Source organism: Streptomyces sp. NPDC018263, assembly GCF_055562575.1.
Genome location: NZ_JBVHFA010000011.1, coordinates 1 through 17,476 on the forward strand (window position 1 = coordinate 1; position 17,476 = coordinate 17,476).

At 70.9% G+C, this 17,476-nt stretch carries 19 protein-coding genes; 7 read left to right on the forward strand and 12 right to left on the reverse strand.

Features of this window, described 5'->3' with window-relative positions:
• Nucleotides 1-476: 476 nt before the first annotated feature.
• Nucleotides 477-1,118, reverse strand: a complete 642-nt coding sequence (locus ACZ3HQ_RS28060; protein WP_467515128.1) for a DNA-3-methyladenine glycosylase — start codon at nt 1,116-1,118, stop codon at nt 477-479.
• Between the two features lie 100 nt (nt 1,119-1,218).
• Between ACZ3HQ_RS28060 and ACZ3HQ_RS28065 the strand changes: the two genes are divergently transcribed.
• The 3 genes from ACZ3HQ_RS28065 to ACZ3HQ_RS28075 all read left to right on the forward strand — a co-directional run bounded on the left by ACZ3HQ_RS28065 (nt 1,219) and on the right by ACZ3HQ_RS28075 (nt 3,332).
• Nucleotides 1,219-2,001, forward strand: a complete 783-nt coding sequence (locus tag ACZ3HQ_RS28065) for a sporulation protein (protein WP_467515130.1) — start codon at nt 1,219-1,221, stop codon at nt 1,999-2,001.
• A 137-nt stretch (nt 2,002-2,138) separates the two neighbouring features.
• Nucleotides 2,139-2,678, forward strand: coding sequence for a YbhB/YbcL family Raf kinase inhibitor-like protein (locus tag ACZ3HQ_RS28070; protein WP_467515132.1), 540 nt, complete (start codon nt 2,139-2,141; stop codon nt 2,676-2,678).
• Nucleotides 2,679-2,822: 144 nt separating this feature from the next.
• Nucleotides 2,823-3,332 carry an HNH endonuclease gene (locus ACZ3HQ_RS28075; protein ID WP_467515133.1) on the forward strand — a complete coding sequence of 170 codons (510 nt, stop codon included), beginning with the start codon at nt 2,823-2,825 and terminating at the stop codon, nt 3,330-3,332.
• Nucleotides 3,333-3,421: 89 nt separating this feature from the next.
• Here ACZ3HQ_RS28075 and ACZ3HQ_RS28080 read toward each other — a convergent pair whose 3' ends face one another.
• The 3 genes from ACZ3HQ_RS28080 to ACZ3HQ_RS28090 all read right to left on the reverse strand — a co-directional run bounded on the left by ACZ3HQ_RS28080 (nt 3,422) and on the right by ACZ3HQ_RS28090 (nt 5,824).
• The gene (locus tag ACZ3HQ_RS28080) at nt 3,422-4,387 is read right to left on the reverse strand and encodes an SPFH domain-containing protein (protein ID WP_161191085.1); all 966 of its coding nucleotides are present in this window, start codon (nt 4,385-4,387) and stop codon (nt 3,422-3,424) included.
• Between the two features lie 131 nt (nt 4,388-4,518).
• Nucleotides 4,519-4,950, reverse strand: a complete 432-nt coding sequence (locus ACZ3HQ_RS28085) for an NfeD family protein (protein WP_467515135.1) — start codon at nt 4,948-4,950, stop codon at nt 4,519-4,521.
• Nucleotides 4,951-5,032: 82 nt separating this feature from the next.
• Nucleotides 5,033-5,824: an ABC transporter ATP-binding protein gene (locus ACZ3HQ_RS28090; RefSeq protein ID WP_467515137.1), complete on the reverse strand. Its 792-nt coding sequence runs from the start codon at nt 5,822-5,824 to the stop codon at nt 5,033-5,035.
• 150 nt (nt 5,825-5,974) lie between these two features.
• On the opposite strand from ACZ3HQ_RS28090, the gene ACZ3HQ_RS28095 reads away from it, so the two are divergent.
• Nucleotides 5,975-6,757 (forward strand): hypothetical protein, encoded by a 783-nt coding sequence (locus ACZ3HQ_RS28095; RefSeq protein ID WP_467515138.1) that lies wholly within the window; start codon nt 5,975-5,977, stop codon nt 6,755-6,757.
• 22 nt (nt 6,758-6,779) lie between these two features.
• Here the strand turns inward: ACZ3HQ_RS28095 and ACZ3HQ_RS28100 are convergent, their stop codons facing one another.
• Together ACZ3HQ_RS28100 and ACZ3HQ_RS28105 are read right to left on the reverse strand one after the other, a co-directional pair.
• Nucleotides 6,780-7,421: a response regulator gene (locus ACZ3HQ_RS28100; RefSeq protein ID WP_467515140.1), complete on the reverse strand. Its 642-nt coding sequence runs from the start codon at nt 7,419-7,421 to the stop codon at nt 6,780-6,782.
• A complete protein-coding gene (locus ACZ3HQ_RS28105; protein ID WP_467515142.1) occupies nt 7,414-8,559 on the reverse strand; it encodes a GAF domain-containing sensor histidine kinase in 1,146 nt (381 codons plus the stop codon). Before ACZ3HQ_RS28105 ends, ACZ3HQ_RS28100 begins: the two co-directional genes overlap by 8 nt.
• A 435-nt stretch (nt 8,560-8,994) precedes the next feature.
• Here ACZ3HQ_RS28105 and ACZ3HQ_RS28110 point away from each other — a divergent pair, with 435 nt between their 5' ends.
• A complete protein-coding gene (locus ACZ3HQ_RS28110; RefSeq protein ID WP_467515143.1) occupies nt 8,995-9,726 on the forward strand; it encodes a transglycosylase SLT domain-containing protein in 732 nt (243 codons plus the stop codon).
• An 88-nt stretch (nt 9,727-9,814) separates the two neighbouring features.
• Here the strand turns inward: ACZ3HQ_RS28110 and ACZ3HQ_RS28115 are convergent, their stop codons facing one another.
• Nucleotides 9,815-12,316: an ABC transporter ATP-binding protein/permease gene (locus tag ACZ3HQ_RS28115; RefSeq protein WP_467515145.1), complete on the reverse strand. Its 2,502-nt coding sequence runs from the start codon at nt 12,314-12,316 to the stop codon at nt 9,815-9,817.
• A gap of 248 nt (nt 12,317-12,564) precedes the next feature.
• Between ACZ3HQ_RS28115 and serB the strand changes: the two genes are divergently transcribed.
• Nucleotides 12,565-13,788: a phosphoserine phosphatase SerB gene (serB, locus tag ACZ3HQ_RS28120; RefSeq protein WP_467515146.1), complete on the forward strand. Its 1,224-nt coding sequence runs from the start codon at nt 12,565-12,567 to the stop codon at nt 13,786-13,788.
• A 66-nt stretch (nt 13,789-13,854) separates the two neighbouring features.
• Here serB and ACZ3HQ_RS28125 read toward each other — a convergent pair whose 3' ends face one another.
• From ACZ3HQ_RS28125 to ACZ3HQ_RS28140, 4 genes are all read right to left on the reverse strand, one after another.
• A complete protein-coding gene (locus tag ACZ3HQ_RS28125) occupies nt 13,855-14,373 on the reverse strand; it encodes a SixA phosphatase family protein (protein ID WP_467515148.1) in 519 nt (172 codons plus the stop codon).
• Between the two features lie 79 nt (nt 14,374-14,452).
• Nucleotides 14,453-14,650, reverse strand: a complete 198-nt coding sequence (locus ACZ3HQ_RS28130) for a hypothetical protein (RefSeq protein WP_467515150.1) — start codon at nt 14,648-14,650, stop codon at nt 14,453-14,455.
• A 149-nt stretch (nt 14,651-14,799) separates the two neighbouring features.
• A complete protein-coding gene (locus tag ACZ3HQ_RS28135; RefSeq protein WP_267881280.1) occupies nt 14,800-14,922 on the reverse strand; it encodes an SGM_5486 family transporter-associated protein in 123 nt (40 codons plus the stop codon).
• 48 nt (nt 14,923-14,970) lie between these two features.
• Nucleotides 14,971-16,245 carry a CynX/NimT family MFS transporter gene (locus ACZ3HQ_RS28140; protein WP_467515151.1) on the reverse strand — a complete coding sequence of 425 codons (1,275 nt, stop codon included), beginning with the start codon at nt 16,243-16,245 and terminating at the stop codon, nt 14,971-14,973.
• A gap of 103 nt (nt 16,246-16,348) precedes the next feature.
• Here ACZ3HQ_RS28140 and ACZ3HQ_RS28145 point away from each other — a divergent pair, with 103 nt between their 5' ends.
• Nucleotides 16,349-17,041 carry a FadR/GntR family transcriptional regulator gene (locus tag ACZ3HQ_RS28145; RefSeq protein WP_467515153.1) on the forward strand — a complete coding sequence of 231 codons (693 nt, stop codon included), beginning with the start codon at nt 16,349-16,351 and terminating at the stop codon, nt 17,039-17,041.
• On the opposite strand, the gene ACZ3HQ_RS28150 is transcribed toward ACZ3HQ_RS28145, so the two are convergent.
• On the reverse strand, nt 17,019-17,360 hold the full coding sequence (locus ACZ3HQ_RS28150; protein ID WP_467515154.1) for a hypothetical protein: 342 nt from the start codon (nt 17,358-17,360) through the stop codon (nt 17,019-17,021). The two genes, ACZ3HQ_RS28145 and ACZ3HQ_RS28150, sit on opposite strands and share 23 nt — an antisense overlap.
• Between the last annotated feature and the right edge of the window lie 116 nt (nt 17,361-17,476).

Consider the following 17,476-nt stretch of genomic DNA (forward strand, 5'->3'; position numbering starts at 1 on the left):
CCGGAGGAATAGTCCGGTGGTTCACAGCGTCCTCGCTGTGTTTTTTCAAAGGAACCTCGTCCCAGTCGTTGACTGGAGACGGGGTTATCAACATACCTGGCGTTGACTTTTAGCACGCTGTTGAGTTCTCAAGGAACGGTCGCTTCCTTTGTACTCACCCTCTCGGGCTTTCCTCCAGGCTTCCCTTCGGTGTTTCCGACTCTATCAGATCCTTTCGGCGTCTGATTCCCAGTCGGAGTGGGATTGCCTTGGGCTTTTCGGCTTTCGCCGTTCGGCCTTTCGACATTCACTACGTTAGCCGATCTCCGCTGTTACTCATAATCGAGTCTCGCGGAGTCGAATTCAGACGTGCGGGCACGCCGAAATCATCCCCGCCAGGGGAAGTCGTAGGTAGTGGGTGGCCGCTTCCGGCTGCAGGCGAATGCCGTACCCGGTTCAAGCGACTCGGGCTACATTACGCACCTTCCCAGGGCGAGTCAACGTGACCTGCGTCTCGGGACATGGGCCCGATAGGGGCTCACGGTGGGGTCGTCCGCCACCCAGAAGCGCCACGGGTGGACCCCGCCGTCGCCGGCCACTCCGGTGCGCGGGCCGCTGCGTACCTGCTCGGGCGGGACGGGCGTGCCCGTGAGGACGCGGATCGGCGTCTCCCCCGCGGCGCAGGCGTCGGTGCCGTCGAGGGAGCGGTCGACGTCCAGGGCGGTCGCGAGCCGGGCCGGGCCCTTGGCCAGTTCCTTGTCGTTGCGGGCCGAAAGCCGGCGCTCGCGGGTCAGCTCGGCACCCTCGACGATCTCGCCGGCGCGCAGCAGCACACCGCTCGCGGTGCCCTCGGGGCCGCAGACGAGGTTCATGCAGTGCCACATGCCGTAGGTGAAGTAGACGTACACATGGCCGGGGGGACCGAACATCACGTCGTTGCGGGGGGTGCGGCCTCGGTAGGCGTGCGAGCCGGGGTCGTTCGGGCCGTCGTACGCCTCCACCTCCGTGAGGCGGAGGGCTATCGGACCGTCGGGGGTCGTGCGGATGACGAGGCGGCCGAGGAGGTCGGGGGCGACCTCCAGTACGGGACGGTCGAAGAAGGCCCGTGGCAGTGGCGTACGGTCCGGGGGCGTGATCATGCCCTCCGAGGGTAGTGCAGCCGCGTCGCGGTCCCGGCGGAACCGGTTGCGGCCCGCTCGCGTTTGTACGGTCGAGGGTCCATTCGTAAAGGGAGAGTCAATGGCGTTCAAGAAGCTGCTCGCGAGCCTGGGGGCCGGGGGTGCCTCCGTCGAGACGGTGCTGACCGAGGTCAACGTGGTGCCCGGTGGCGTCGTCCAGGGTGAGGTCCGGATTCAGGGCGGCTCGGTCAACCAGAACATCGAGGGTCTGTCCGTGGGCCTCCAGGCGCGGGTCGAGGTGGAGAGCGGCGACCAGGAGTACAAGCAGGACGTCGAGTTCGCCAAGGTGAGCCTCGGCGGGGCCTTCGAGCTGCAGGCCGGGGCGGTGCACGCGGTGCCGTTCGGGCTGGAGATCCCCTGGGAGACCCCCGTCACGGTGATCGACGGGCAGGAGCTGCGCGGGATGCACATCGGGGTGACGACCGAGCTGCAGATCGCCCGCGCGGTGGACTCCTCCGACCTGGACCCGATCCGGGTGCACCCGCTGCCCGCGCAGAAGGCGCTGCTGGACGCCTTCATCCAGCTCGGCTTCCGCTTCAAGAACGCCGACATGGAGCGGGGCCACATCCGGGGCACCCGGCAGCGGCTCCCCTTCTACCAGGAGATCGAGTTCCACCCGCCGTCGCAGTACCGGGGGCTGAACCAGGTCGAGATCAGCTTCGTGGCCGACGAGAACGCGATGGACGTCGTGCTGGAGATGGACAAGAAGCCGGGTCTGTTCAGCGAGGGCTCGGACACCTTCCGCTCCTTCCAGGTGGGCCTGCACGACTTCCACACCACCGACTGGGCCGGTTACCTCAACCAGTGGCTGTCCGAAGTCGGAAGCAAGCGGAACTGGTTCTAGGACCTGTCCTCCGGATCTTGCCGGGGTCGCGGGGTCTGGCCAGCCGAAATGGCGCCGTCGGCCCGAGCCGGCCTGATCCGGAGGAAAGGCCCTAGGCTCGGAAGTCACGAACGGAACGATCAGCAGGAGGTATCGACGTGACCGAGCTCAAGCGGCGGCCGCTCCCCCATGACTTCCATCCGCCCGTGCCGTCGTTCACGGTGACGAGCGAGGATCTCACCGAGGGCGGGAGGCTGAAGGACGCCCAGGTGCAGTCGGAGGGGAACACCTCCCCGGAGCTGAGCTGGTCCGGCTTCCCGGCGGAGACCAAGAGCTTCGCCGTCACGTGCTACGACCCGGACGCGCCGACCGGCAGCGGATTCTGGCACTGGGTGGTCTTCGACATCCCGGCCTCGGTGACGGAGCTGCCGGCGGGCGCGGGCAGCGGCGACTTCGCCGAGCTGCCCAAGGGCGCGATCCAGGCGCGCAACGACTACGGCGACCCTGGCTTCGTCGGCGCGGCCCCGCCGCCCGGCGACGGTCCGCACCGGTATGTGTTCACGGTGTACGCGGTGGACGAGGAGAAGCTGGGGATCGGCGCGGACGCCACTCCGGCGGTCGTCGGCTTCAACTTGCGCTTCCACGCGCTGGCCCGTGCCCAGCTCATCGGGGAGTACGAGATTCCCGCGCGGGGCTGAGTGCCCTTTCGGTGTTTGCCCGCCCCTGGTCTTGGAATTGATCAGGGGCGGGCGCTTTTTATTTCGTTGTCCATCTCGATGCGTCCGTCCAGAGTTGATCCAGGTCCGCCGGGGGTGCGGACAGGCGCACGGGAGGTGGGCGGGATGCGTGGCACGTTGGTCCTGAACGCGAGTTTCGAGCCGCTGTCGACGGTGACGGTGAACCGTGCCGTCGTGCTGGTGCTCCAGGACAAGGCGGTGGTGGAGCAGGCGCACACCGGGCTGCGGATGCGCGGCACGGCGGTGGACATGCCGGCGCCGAGGGTGATCCGGCTGTGCAGATACGTAAGGGTGCCGTTCCGAAGACAAGCGCCATGGTCGCGGCGGGGTGTGCTGGTGCGGGACCGGCACCGCTGCGCGTACTGCGGGCGGGCGGCGACCACGGTGGACCATGTGGTGCCGCGGGCGCAGGGGGGTGCGGACTCCTGGCTGAACACGGTGGCGTCCTGCGCGGAGGACAATCACCGCAAGGCGGACCGGACGCCGCTGCAGGCGGGGATGCCGTTGCTGCGGCAGCCGTTCGAGCCGACTCCGGCGGACGCGATGCTGCTGGCGCTGGGGTCGGACGACTTCGCGGCGCTGCCGGAGTGGCTGGCGCCGCCCGCGGCCGCGTAGGCCGTGCGTGACGGTCGTGCATGACCGTGGGGCCCGCTCTCCCTTGCCGGGAGAGCGGGCCCCTTGTCGTGGCCGGGTGCCGTGGCCGGTCAGTCGATGGTCGGCCGCTCGCGGCGGTCGGTGCCGGTGGCCGTGCCCTTGTTCTGCTGGGGTACCGCGCCGCCGCCCCCGCCTCCGCCGAAGTTGCCGAAGTTGCCCATGGCGCCGGAGAGGCCCTTGAGGGCGTCGCCGATCTCGCTGGGGACGATCCAGAGCTTGTTGGCGTCGCCCTCGGCGATCTTCGGGAGCATCTGGAGGTACTGGTAGGAGAGGAGCTTCTGGTCCGGGTCGCCCGCGTGGATGGCCTCGAATACCGTGCGTACGGCCTGGGCCTCGCCCTCGGCGCGGAGGGCCGCGGCCTTGGCCTCACCCTCGGCGCGCAGGATCTGGGACTGCTTCTCGCCCTCGGCGGTGAGGATGGCGGCCTGCCGGGTTCCCTCCGCGGTGAGGATGGCGGCGCGCTTGTCTCGGTCGGCGCGCATCTGCTTCTCCATCGAGTCCTGGATGGAGGTGGGCGGCTCGATGGCCTTCAGCTCGACGCGGTTGACGCGGATGCCCCACTTGCCGGTGGCCTCGTCGAGGACGCCGCGCAGGGCCGCGTTGATCTCCTCGCGGGAGGTGAGGGTCCGTTCCAGGTCCATGCCGCCGATGATGTTGCGCAGCGTGGTGACGGTGAGCTGCTCGATCGCCTGGATGTAGCTGGCGACCTCGTAGGTGGCGGCTCGGGCGTCGGTGACCTGGTAGTAGATGACGGTGTCGATGTTGACCACCAGGTTGTCCTGGGTGATCACCGGCTGGGGCGGGAACGGTACGACCTGTTCGCGCAGGTCGATGCGGTTGCGGATGGTGTCGATGAACGGGACGACGATGTTGAGGCCCGCGTTCAGGGTGCGCGTGTAGCGGCCGAAGCGCTCGACGATGGCGGCGCTGGCCTGTGGGATGACCTGGATGGTCTTGATCAGGGCGATGAAGACCAACACCACCAGAATGACCAGGACGATGATGACCGGTTCCATCGTGTTCCCCGTATCCCCTCTCCGCTTCGGTGCGCGCGGCGGATGCCGTGGCTGTGAAAGATCTTTCCGGTCGAGTCTGACAGACCGTCCGGCAAGTCGTGTGCTGTTCGGTGCAGTTGAGTCGTGCGAGGTCAGATGACGAGCGCGGTGGCTCCCTCGATGTCGACGACGTCTACTTCCTCGCCGACGTCGTAGGCGCGGGCGGTGTCGAGGGCGCGGGCGGACCAGATCTCCCCGGCGAGCTTGACGCGTCCGCCGGAGCCGTCGACCCGTTCGAGGACGACGGCCTGCCTGCCCTTCAACGCGTCGATGCCGGTGGGCAGATGGGGGCGCCGGCTGCTGTGGCGGGCCGCGATGGGGCGGACCACGGCGATGAGCGCGACGGAGACGATGACGAAGGCGAGGACCTGGACGACGACGCCGAAGCCGAGTCCGGCCGCGCCCGCGGCGACCACGGCTCCGACGGCGAGCATGCCGAACTCGGGCATGGCGGTGACGACGAGCGGGATTCCGAGGGCCACGGCGACCACGAGCCACCACACCCACGCGTCTATGGCGTTCACCCGGTCATGGTAGGTCCGGGGGCCGGGCCGCCGACAGGGTGCGGACGGACCGGTGGTGGCCGAATGGGGCGGTCCGGCCGGGTCAGCCCAGCGGGAGGCCGCGCGCGGTCCAGCGCTCGCCGGCCTGCTCGACGACGAGCGGGAGGCCAAAGCAGCGGGAGAGGTTGCGGGAGGTGAGTTCCAGCTCGATGGGTCCGGCGGCGAGCACCTTGCCCTGGCGGATCATGAGGACGTGGGTGAAGCCGGGGGCGATCTCCTCGACGTGGTGGGTGACCATGATCATGGAGGGCGCGATGGGGTCGCGGGCGAGCCGGCCGAGGCGGCGGACGAGGTCCTCGCGGCCGCCGAGGTCGAGCCCGGCGGCGGGCTCGTCCAGGAGCAGCAGCTCGGGGTCGGTCATCAGGGCGCGGGCGATCAGGGTGCGCTTGCGCTCGCCCTCGGAGAGGGTGCCGAAGCGGCGGTCGAGGAAGTCGCTCATGCCGAGGCGGTCGAGGAAGGCGCGGGCGCGCTGCTCGTCGACGTCCTCGTACTCCTCCTGCCAGCCGGCGGTCATGCCGTAGGCGGCGGTGAGGACGGTCTGGAGGACGGTCTGGCCCTTGGAGAGCTTCTCCGCCATGGCGATGCCGGCCATGCCGATGCGGGGGCGCAGGTCGAAGACGTCGACCTTGCCGAGGGTGTCGCCGAGGATGGTGGCGGTGCCCTTGGTGGGGAAGGGGTAGCTGGACGCGACGTTCAGGAGGGTGGTCTTGCCGGCGCCGTTGGGGCCGAGGATGACCCAGCGCTCGCCCTCCTTGACCGACCAGGAGACCTGGTCCACCAGAGCCCGGCCCTCACGGACCACGGATACGTCCTGAAGCTCCAGAACATCGCTCATGAGCGCGTTGTCTCCCCTTGCGTTGTGGCCGGTCTCGGCTGTCGCGTACGCCTGTGGCTCGGTCCGCCGCGCCGATGGGCGCAGCCCATATGAAATCTACGCCACGAGTGCCCCGCTCCATTCCATCGGTCCGGTCCTTAGGGTGGGGGCATGCTCACGGAACCGCGTTCAGGACGCCTTGCCGCTTGGGGAAATGCCCTGTTGGCCGGACTTGTCTCGCCGGATGACGCCGTACTCGCCGCTGTCGGTGACGACGCGGTGCACCGGGTGGCCGGACTGCCCGGAGAGAACGGGGTGGTGGGTCTCACGTTGGCGCTGGGCCGGCTGCGGGCGCTCGGGGTGACCGGGCTGCGGGTGGCGCTGCCCGCGCCGGGGCATCCGCTGGGGCTGAGCGGGCCGCCGGACTTCAACGCGCGGGCGCTGGCCGCCGGGGAGGCGGTGGTGTGCACGGGAGCCGCCTTCGGGCTGGTGCCGGAGGTCACCGAGGCGGGCCCGGCGGGCGATGTGCACGTGGAGGTGGTGTGGCACGTGCTCCCGGTGCGGCAGGCGCCGCCGGCCGACGTGCCCTCCCTCGGTGAGGCGGAGCGGGAGCTGGCGGAGGCGCTGCGGGAGGCCACCGAGGTGCTGTCCCGGCTGGACGTGGCCGGGTCGGGGCCGGTGGCCGCGGCGGCGATCGACGCGTACCGGGCGCGCTCCGAGCGGGACGGGGAGGTGCTGGCGCCGGGGTATCCGCCGCGTGCGGCACGGGTGTTGGAGCTGGCGGGGCGGGTGGGGCTGCTGGTCTCGCTGGCCGAGGAGCGGGGTCATGGCGGGGCGGTGAGCGCCTCGGAGATGGGGGCCCGCGCGGAGGCGCTGCGCCCGGTGGAGCGGACGGCGCGGCGGGCGCGGGTGGCGGCCTACAACTCGGTGGTGGAGGAGCGGGAGCGGCGCTGACGTGCCGGTTCGGCGCCCCGGCTCAGTCGGTCGCGCCGTGGCGTACGGCCCACAGGGCGGCCTGGGTGCGGTCGGCGAGGTCGAGTTTCATCAGGATGTTGGAGACATGCGTCTTGACGGTCTTCTCGGAGAGGACCAGGGCGCGGGCTATCTCCCGGTTGGAGCGGCCGTCGGCGATGAGGCCGAGCACCTCGCGTTCCCGCTCGGTGAGTGAACCGCCCCTGTCCTGGCCCGAGTTGGTCCCTTCCTGGGTGAGCAGGGCGTCGGCGACCTCGGGCTGGAGCAGGATGTGCCCGGCGTGCACGGAGCGGATGGCGGCGGCGAGCGCGTCGGGGTCGACGTCCTTGTAGACGTACCCGGCGGCGCCCGCGCGCAGGGCCGGTACGACGGTGCGGCGCTCGGTGAAGCTGGTGACGATCAGTACGCGGGCGGGGTTGCCGCGTTCGCGGAGCCTGCGCAGGGCGTCGATGCCGTCGGTGCCCGGCATGAGGACGTCCATCAGGATCACGGCGGGCCGCAGTTCCTCGGCGCGGGCGACCCCTTCGGCGCCGTCGGCGGCCTCACCGACGACCTCGATGTCGTCCTGCACCTCCAGGAAGGTGCGCAGTCCACGGCGGACGACCTGGTGGTCGTCGACGAGCAGCACCCTGATCGGCTCAGCCACCGGGTACCTCCATCTCGATCGCGGCGCCCTTGCCGGGCGCCGATTCCACGGTGAGTGTGCCGCCCACGCCGTCGGCCCGGTCCCGCATGGAGACGAGGCCGAGGTGGCGGCCGGCGCGGCGGACGGCGGTGGGGTCGAAGCCGCGGCCGTCGTCGGTGACGCGGAGGACGGCTCCCCGGCCGCGCCGCTCCACCTCCACATGCACCTTCTCCGCGCCGGAGTGGCGCAGGGAGTTGTGCAGGGCTTCCTGGGCGACGCGCAGCAGGGCCTCCTCCTGGGCGGCGGGCAGGGCGCGCAGGCCGTGGCCGGTGAAGGTGACGCGGGCGGTGTGGGCGCGGTCGAGTACCTGGATCTGGGTGCGCAGGGTGGCGAGCAGGCCGTCCTCGTCCAGGGCGGCGGGGCGCAACTCGACGACGGCGGCGCGCAGTTCGTCGGCGGCTTCGGCGGCGAGGGCGGCGACCTGGTGGAGTTCGTCCTTGGCGCGGGCGGGGTCACGGTCCACGAGGGCGGTGGCGGCCTGGGCGGTCAGGCGCAGGGAGAACAGCTTCTGGCTGACGGCGTCGTGGAGTTCATGGGCGAGGCGGGAGCGTTCCTCGGCGATGGTCAGCTCGCGGCTGCGTTCGTAGAGGCGGGCGTTGGTGAGGGCGATGGCGGCGTGCTGGGCGAGGATGCCGAGCAGGTCCTCGTCCTCGGCGGTGAAGCCGCAACCGCCTTGCGGCCGGGGGCAGTTCTTGTTGGCGAGGAACAGGGCTCCGATGATCTCGTCGCCGTCGCGGACGGGCAGGCCCAGGAAGTCGGCGAGTTCGGGGTGGGCATCCGGCCAGCCCTCGAAGCGGGGGTCCTCGCGCACGTCGCCGAGGCGGACCGGGCGGCCCTCGCGGAGCATCGCGGCGAGGATGCCGTGCTGGCGGGGCAGCGGGCCGATGGCCTTCCACCGGGCGTCGCTGACGCCGTCCACGACGAACTGGGCGAAGCCCCCGTGGTCGTCCGGGACGCCGAGGGCCGCGTACTGGGCGTCGAGCAGTTCGCGGGCGGAGGCGACGATCGTCTTGAGGACGTCGCGCACCTCCAGATGCCTGCTCATGGCCAGCAGCGCGGCGCTCACCACGGCGAGACCGGACCGGGGACCTGGGTGCATGCCCTCACGGTACCGGCGTGGCGCCGGGAGGGGTGACGAGGAGGTACAACGCGCGCGCGGGCGGGCGGGCACGCACAGACATCAGGGTGTCCGGAGAGTTTGCTAACGCAGAGAAGCGTTCTCTGAGCGCGACGTGACATCGGGCTCGTACCGGTGTGAGCCCGCGCATAGGGCGCACATCACTTACGAACGGACATAGGAGACAGAGCACCCCTGGATGAACGGGGTGGATGGGCTGGTCTGTCCTGTTTTACGTGGACCTGATCCACTACCTGGCTTCGTACGTCACATCATTGCCAGGACATTTTGCGGCCGCTAAGAATTGCTCATGTCGCTCAGCGCCGCGGTTCACCCCGCGGCGTTCGTGCTGGAGGAACCGATTTCCCCGGCGGACGCGAGAGCGACCTCCGCGCTAACGAAGAGGTCCATCAAGCCATGCCCAAGAACATCCTGAATCGTCGTCTCAGTCGCCCGCTCGAGAAGTTCTCCGCGCTGAACAAGCAGCACAAGATCGCCATCGCGGGTGTCAGCACCCTCGGTGCCGCCGCCATCGCCCTGTCCGCCGTCCCCGGCGGCGCGACGACCGTGGCCGGTGGCACCCCGGCCGTGGCCACCAAGCAGGTGGCCGCCGAGCAGACGCAGACCCGCGACCTGCACGCCACGCTCAGCAGCCCGCTGACGAGCGACAAGGTCAAGCTCGACTCCATCGAGGCCAAGCAGAAGGCCGCCGACGCCGCGAAGAAGGCCGCCGCCGAGCGCAAGGCCGCCGAGTCGCGCTCCGCCAAGAAGGCCGCCGACCGGTCCGCGACGCGTCCCCAGATGGAGACGGTCGCCGCGAAGACCTACAAGAACAACCTCGACGGCTGGATCCGCGAGTCGCTCGACATCATGCACGCCAAGGGCATCCCGGGCAGCTACCACGGCCTGCACAAGAACATCATGCGGGAGTCCTCCGGCAACCCCCGCGCCATCAACGGCTGGGACATCAACGCCATCAACGGCGTCCCGTCCAAGGGTCTGCTCCAGGTGATCCCGCCGACGTTCTCCACGTACCACGTGAAGGGCACCTCCTGGGACATCTACGACCCGGTCGCCAACATCACCGCCGCCGCCAACTACGCGGCGCACCGGTACGGCACGATCGACAACGTCAACAGCGCGTACTGAGGTCGGCGCGGACCTCTGAGACGACGCGGAAGGGCGGCACCCGAACGGGGTGCCGCCCTTCACGTGACTTCTCGGGGAGCGAGCGCCGCTACTTGCGCATGACCTCGGGCTCGTGCCGCCGCAGGAAGCGCGAGACGAGGAAGCCGCAGGCCACGCCGAGCGCGATCAGTACGGCCATGTCCAGGCTCCAGGCCGCCGCCGAGTGGTCCCACAGCGGGTCGGTGCTGGTCGGGTCGTCGGTGTTCGGCGCGATGTTGTTGAAGTCCAGCGTGGTGCCGGCCGCGGCCACCGCCCAGCGGGACGGCATCAGGTACGAGAACTCGTTCACACCCGGTGTGCCGTGCAGGGTGAACAGGCAGCCCGTGAACACGACCTGGATGATCGCGAACATCACCAGCAGCGGCATGGTCTTCTCCGCGGTGCGCACCAGCGACGAGATGACCAGGCCGAACATCATCGACGTGAAGCCCAGCGCCATGATCGGCAGACACAGCTCGATGAGCGTCGAGCCACCCAGGACGAGGCCCCGGTCCGGGATCTCCCGGCTGGCGAAGCCGATCAGGCCCACCATGAGGCCCTGGAGCACCGTGACGGCGCCCAGCACGACCACCTTGGACATCAGGTAGGCCGAGCGGGACAGGCCGGTCGCGCGCTCCCTCTCGTAGATCACCCGCTCCTTGATCAGCTCGCGGACCGAGTTCGCCGCGCCCGCGAAGCAGGCGCCGACCGCGAGGATCAGCAGGACCGTCGTCGCCGTGCCGTTGGGCACGTGCAGGCCGGTTCTGGGGTTGAGCGGGTTGACCAGCAGCCCCTTCTCGTGGTCGATCAGCAGGCTGACCGCGCCCAGCACGGCCGGCAGGATCACCGTGAGCGCCAGGAAGCCCTTGTCGGAGCCGATGACCGCCACGTAGCGCCGGACCAGCGTCAGCAACTGCGAGCCCCAGCTCTGCGGCTTCGGCGGCTTGACCGCCTGCGGCGGGGGCGCGGTGACGGACTGGGCCGCGACGGCGTCCAGGTCGGCGGCGTACATCTGGTAGTGCTGCGAGCCCTTCCAGCGGCCCGCCCAGTCGTAGTCGCGGTAGTTCTCGAAGGCGGAGAAGACGTCGGCCCAGGTGTCGTAGCCGAAGAAGTTCAGCGCCTCCTCCGGCGGGCCGAAGTAGGCCACCGCGCCGCCCGGCGCCATCACCAGCAGCTTGTCGCAGAGCGCCAGCTCGGCGACGGAGTGGGTGACGACGAGGACGGTGCGGCCGTCGTCGGCGAGACCGCGCAGCAACTGCATGACGTCGCGGTCCATGCCCGGGTCCAGACCGGAGGTCGGCTCGTCCAGGAAGATCAGCGAGGGCTTGGTCAGCAGCTCCAGGGCGACCGAGACGCGCTTGCGCTGGCCGCCGGACAGCGAGGTGACCTTCTTGTCCTTGTGGATGTCGAGCTTCAGCTCGCGCAGCACCTCGTCGATGCGGGCGTCGCGCTCGGTGGGGGTGGTGTCGGCGGGGAAGCGCAGCTTGGCCGCGTACTTCAGCGCCTTCCGGACGGTCAGCTCCTTGTGCAGGATGTCGTCCTGCGGGACCAGGCCGATGCGCTGGCGCAGCTCGGCGAACTGCTTGTACAGGTTCCGGTTGTCGTAGAGCACCTCGCCCTCGTTGGCGGGGCGGTAGCCGGTGAGCGCCTTGAGCAGGGTGGACTTGCCGGAGCCGGACGGGCCGATGACCGCGATCAGGGACTTCTCGGGGGCGCCGAAGGAGACGTCCCGCAGGATCTGCTTGCCGCCGTCGACCGTGACGGTGAGGTGACGGGCGGAGAAGGACACCTCGCCGGTGTCGACGAACTCCTCCAGCCGGTCGCCGACGATACGGAAGGCGGAGTGGCCGACGCCGACGATGTCGTCCGGGCCGAGGACCGCGGTGCCGCCCTTGGCGATGGGCTGGCCGTTGACGTACGTGCCGTTGTGCGAGCCGAGGTCGCGGATCTCGAAGCGGCCCTCGGGGGTCGTCTGGAACTCGGCGTGGTGCCGGGAGACCTGGAGGTCGGAGACGACGAGGTCGTTGTCCAGCGAGCGGCCGATGCGCATCACATGGCCGAGGGCGAACTGGTGGAACGTGGTCGGGCTGCGGTCCCCGTGGGCCGGCAGGTCCGGCGCGGCGTTCTGCTGGTGCGGGAAGGCCGGGGCCTGCTGCGGGCCGCTGTGCCACTCGGCGCCGTGCGGCGGCGCGGGCTGCTGCGGCTGCGCGGCCTGCGGTACGGCCTGCGTCTGCTGGGCCCACGCGGCGGACTGGGCGGCGTACGGCGCGGCCTGCGCGTCGGCCGCGGTCAGGTTCAGCCGCGGGCCGTCGGTCGCGTTGCCCAGGTGTACGGCCGTGCCGGCGCCCAGTTCCGTCCGGCCGACGCGGTGGCCCTGCACGAAGGTGCCGTTGGTGCTGCCGTGGTCCTCGATGACCCAGGTGTGCCCGTCGAAACGGACCGTGGCGTGGCGCCACGACACCCTGGCGTCGTCGAAGACGATGTCGCCCTGCGGATCACGTCCGAGGGCATAGGACCGGGACGGCTCCAGCGTCCAGGTCCGTCCGTTTGTTTCCAGTACGAGTTCCGGCACTCCATGCCCCACTGAGTTGTCCCCCGAATTGCCCCCGACACGGGGAGTCTAGGGATGTCGAACATCGTGGGGAACTATTCCAGGCGGGACCGCCCAACTGTTAGTCGGGCCGGTGGGAGGACGGGAGTTGGGGGGCGGATACCGGTGCGGAGGGGGTATTTGGCCGCGACCGGGGCGGGCCGGGGCACTGTCCGGGTGGCGGACCTGTCGGGCGGCGGGTCGTGGGTGCCGGATACGGTGGTGGGACCATGAGCGCTTCGCAGATCGTCGCTTCGCGGACCGGTGAGGTCCCCACTCTTCTCGTCAAGGTGTTCGGGAAGGACCGGCCGGGCATCACGGCCGGGCTGTTCGACACCCTGGCCGCCTTCCAGGTCGACGTGGTCGACATCGAGCAGGTCGTGACGCGGGGCCGGCTGGTGCTGTGCGCGCTGGTCACCCAGCCCGCGGACGGGCTGGAGGGGGACCTCCGGTCGACGGTCCACAGTTGGGCCGAGTCGATGAGGATGCAGGCCGAGATCATCTCGGGCCACGGCGACAACCGGCCGCGCGGTGTCGGCCGCTCCCTGGTGACGGTGCTCGGGCACCCCCTGACCGCCGAGTCGACGGCGGCCATCGCGGCGCGGATCGCCCAGGCCGGCGGCAACATCGACCGTATCTTCCGGCTCGCCAAGTACCCGGTGACGGCCGTGGAGTTCGCGGTGTCCGGCGTGGCGACGGAATCCCTGCGCACCGCGCTGGCCGCGAGCGCCTCCGCACTCGGTGTCGACATCGCCGTGGTCTCGGCGGGCCTGCACCGGCGGGCGCAGCGGCTCGTGGTGATGGACGTGGACTCGACCCTGATCCAGGACGAGGTCATCGAGCTGTTCGCCGCGCACGCCGGCTGCGAGGCGGAGGTCGCCGCGGTGACCGAGGCGGCGATGCGCGGGGAGCTGGACTTCGAGCAGTCGCTGCACGCGCGGGTGGCCCTGCTGAAGGGGCTGGACGCCTCGGTGGTGGACAAGGTCCGCGAGGAGGTCCGGCTGACGCCGGGCGCGCGGACCCTGATCCGCACCCTGAAGCGGCTCGGCTACCAGGTCGGGGTGGTGTCCGGCGGCTTCACGCAGGTCACGGACGCGCTCCAGGACCGGCTGGGGCTGGACTTCGCGCACGCCAACACGCTGGAGATCGCCGACGGGAAGCTGACCGGCCGGGTCACCGGTGAGGTCGTGGACCGGGCGGGCAAGGCGCGGCTGCTGCGCCGGTTCGCCGCCGAGGCGGGAGTGCCGCTGTCGCAGACGGTGGCGATCGGTGACGGCGCCAATGACCTGGACATGCTGAACGCGGCGGGTCTGGGCGTGGCCTTCAACGCCAAGCCGGTGGTCCGCGAGGCCGCGCACACGGCGGTGAACTTCCCCTTCCTGGACACCGTGCTCTATCTGCTGGGCGTCAGCCGTGAAGAGGTCGAGGCGGCGCAGACGCACGACGAGGACTGAGCCGGCGCGACGCGAGGCACAGAAGGGCCCGGAACCCTCCGGGCCCTTCTCGCATGTCCGGACAGGTCACTCGGAGGGCGCCCAGTAGTCCACCAGCGTCGCCTTGCCCGGCTCCAGGTCCTTCCAGTCGCCGTCGAAGGTCAGCACGGCGAAGGCGGAGGTGGGGAAGCCGCGCCGGTTCATCCGCTCGCGGGCGTCGCCCTCGGCGGTCCCGGCGAGGATCTCGACGAGGTGGTGCACGCCGGGGTTGTGGCCGATGAGGATCGCGTTGCGCACGTCGTCCGGGGTCTCGTTCAGCACGGCGATCAGCTCGCCGGGCGAGGCGTTGTAGACCCGGTCCTCGTAGACCGTTTTCGGCCGGTGATCCAGCTCGGGCACGGCGAGTTTCCAGGTCTCGCGGGTGCGCACGGCGGTGGAGCAGACGGCCAGGTCGAAGGAGATCCCGGTGTCGGCCAGCCTGCTGCCGGCGACCGGGGCGTCCGCGCGGCCCCGGTCGGCGAGGGGGCGCTCCTCGTCGGAAACCTGGGGCCAGTCGGCTTTCGCATGGCGGAAGAGGACGATCCTGCGGGGTTCAGCGACGCTCATGTCACCCAGCTTCGCATGAAACAGGCCACCTGGCGCAGGGAGTTGACATGCGGATTCACCGGTGGGAGGGGACCGCGCCTCAGTGCTGGACGAGCTGCCGGGCGCGCTCCAGTATGTGCGCGAGCGCGGGGTCGCCGCTCGCCGCGTGCGCGTCCGAGGGGTTCATGATCAGCAGCAGCAGCGCGACGAACGCGAGTATCGGCAGCGCCAGCGCCCACCAGGGCAGCCGGGCACCGGCACCGGCGGGGTGGGGCCGGGTGTGGGCGGGTACCGGCATGATCGCCTCCGTCGCTCGTCGGACCGTACGGGAATCCCTCTCCCGTACCCCTCGAAGCTACGCGGTCACCGGCCGTCAACCCATCCGGGCTTCCACCCACTTGACCCTGATCCCCGCCCCCTAGGGGATGGGGGGGACAACCCCCGCGATCAGGAGGGGGCGAGCAGCATCGCGACGATGCCGATGACGACGAAGATGGCGAAGAACGAGCCGAAGACGATCAGCATCTTCTTCTGGCCGTTCTGGGGGTTCGGATCGAGCACAGGCTGCATGCGGCCAGTGTCCCACCCTCCCCGGCGCCGGAGCCCGCCGCCCCCGCCTCAGCGTGCCTCGTCCTCCACGGTCCGGTCGCGCCCGGCGAGGAACCCGACCGCCATCTGCGGCAGCATCAGCGCGGCCATGAGCGCGATCGGCACGCCCCAGCCCCCGCTGCGCTGGTAGAGCACGCCGACCAGCAGCGGGCCGGGGATGGAGAGCAGGTACCCGGTGCTCTGCGCGAACGCCGACAACTGGGCCACTCCCGGACCGGTGCGGGCCCGCATGCCGACCATGGTGAGCGCGAGCGGGAAGGCGCAGTTGGCGATGCCCAGCAGTACCGCCCAGGCCCAGGCCCCGGCGGCGGGCGCGAGGTAGAGCCCGGCGTACCCGGCGAGACCGCAGGCGCCCAGGACCAGCACGATGGGCCCCTGGTGGGGCAGCCGGCTCGCCACACGCGGGATGACAAAGGCCAGCGGGACGCCCATCACCATGGTGACCGCGAGCAGCACGCCCGCCGTCCCGGCCGGGACACCGGCGTCGCGGAAGATCTGCGGCATCCAGCCCATGGTGATGTACGCGGCGGTGGCCTGGAGGCCGAAGAAGACGGCGAGCGCCCAGGCGGTGCGGCTGCGGGCGATGCGCAGCCGGGGAGCCGTCTCCGCGCCGGGAGCCGGCACCGGCGCGGGCACCCGCTCGCGGACCAGCGGCAGCCAGGGCAGCACGGCGATGCCCGCGAGGACCGCCCAGACGGCGAGCCCGGACTGCCAGTGGCCGCCGAGGGCGCCGGTCATCGGCACGGTGACGGCGGCGGCGACGGCGGTGCCGAGGGCCAGCGCCATCGAGTACAGGCCGGTCATGGAGCCCACGCGGTCGGGGAACCAGCGCTTGACGATGACGGGCATCAGCACGTTGCTCACCGCGATGCCCATCAGGGCGAGCGCGCTGGCGGCCAGGAACCCGGCGGTGCCGCCGATGTAGGGGCGGATCAGCAGGCCGGCGGTGATGGCGGTCATGCCCGCGCAGACCACCGCGCCGGGGCCGAAGCGGCGGGCGAGGCGGGGCGCGGTGGCGCCGAAGAGGGCGAAGCACAGCGGGGGCACGGAGGTGAGCAGTCCGGCGACGCCGCCGCTCATGCCGAGCCCGTCGCGGACCTCCTCCAGGAGCGCGCCGAGGCTGGTGATGGCCGGGCGGAGGTTGAGCGCGGCCAGCACGATGCCGACGATCACCAGGCGCACGGCCCAGGCGGGCGGGGCGGCGGGGGTCGTCAGGGGGGTGGTCACTTCGGGGACGGCGGGCTTCCGCACGGTCCGGGTCTCCTCAGCCATGAGACCCATCATAGAATCATGGGATGATTGGTTGTCCATTCCGGAGCCGGCTCCGAACGAGGCGCCCCGGTCCGGTCCGTCGGTACGGGCCGGAACTCACGTGCCAAGGTGGGCCATGCCTCTGAGCCACCCGCGCCGCTCGGCGCTGTCCGAACAGGTCATCGCGGAGCTGCGCGCCCAGATCACGTCCGGTGAGTGGCCGGTCGGCTCCCGCATCCCCACCGAGCCGGAGCTGGTCGAGCAGTTGGGCGTGGCCCGCAACACCGTCCGCGAGGCGGTACGGGCGCTCGCGCACAACGGCCTTCTCGACATCCGCCAGGGCTCCGGCACCTATGTGGTGGCCACCAGTGAGCTGGCCGGGGTGATGCACCGCAGGTTCGCCGACGCCGATCCCCGGCACATCGCGGAGCTGCGGTCCACGCTGGAGTCGTCGGCGGCGAAGCTGGCGGCGGAGCGGCGTACCGAGAAGGACCTCAAGCAGTTGGACGCGTTGCTGACCCGGCGCGAGGAGGCGTGGGAGGCCGGGGAGGCGGAGGCGTTCGTGGCGGCCGACGCCACCTTCCACCTGGCCGTGGTGTCCGCCTCGCACAACGACGTGATGACGGCGATGTACGCGGACCTCGGGGAGGTGCTGCGGGACTGGCTGCGCGCGGACGTGGGCGCCGAGCTGGAGCAGCGGGCGTACATGGACCACACCCGGCTGGTGGACGCGATCCGCACCGGCGACGCGCGGGCGGCGGCCGCGGAGGCGGCGAGCTACCCCTTCCAGTGCCGGCCGGAGCTGTTCAGCCCGCCTTCTGGTGACTGATCCACACCACCCGGATCTCCTTCCAGCACCGCCCGGTCAGCCGCACGGTCATGGCGGGCCCCGCCGCCACCGGCGCGCTGTCGGTGTCGATGTCCCACCAGCGGGCGCACTCGACGTGCAGCCGCACCCGGTCGACATGCACATACGGGTTGTGGCAGTGGGCCACCACCTCGGACCCGTCCACCTTGATACGGCAGGACGCCCCGAAGAGGTCGGGGGCGTGCGGCTTGCCGTCACCGGCGCGGGCGATGCCGCCGGGCAGGGCGAGGACGAGTGCCGCGGCCGCGGTCACCGGGGTCAGGCTGCGGGGAAGACGCACGTAGGGGGACCTCCTCGGCCACGGCTGCGGAGGGGACGCGTACTACGAGGGTGCGCCACCGGAGCCGGGACGGCCCGGCCGGAGATCCGAACGGGTGAGGCCCGCACCCCCTTGGG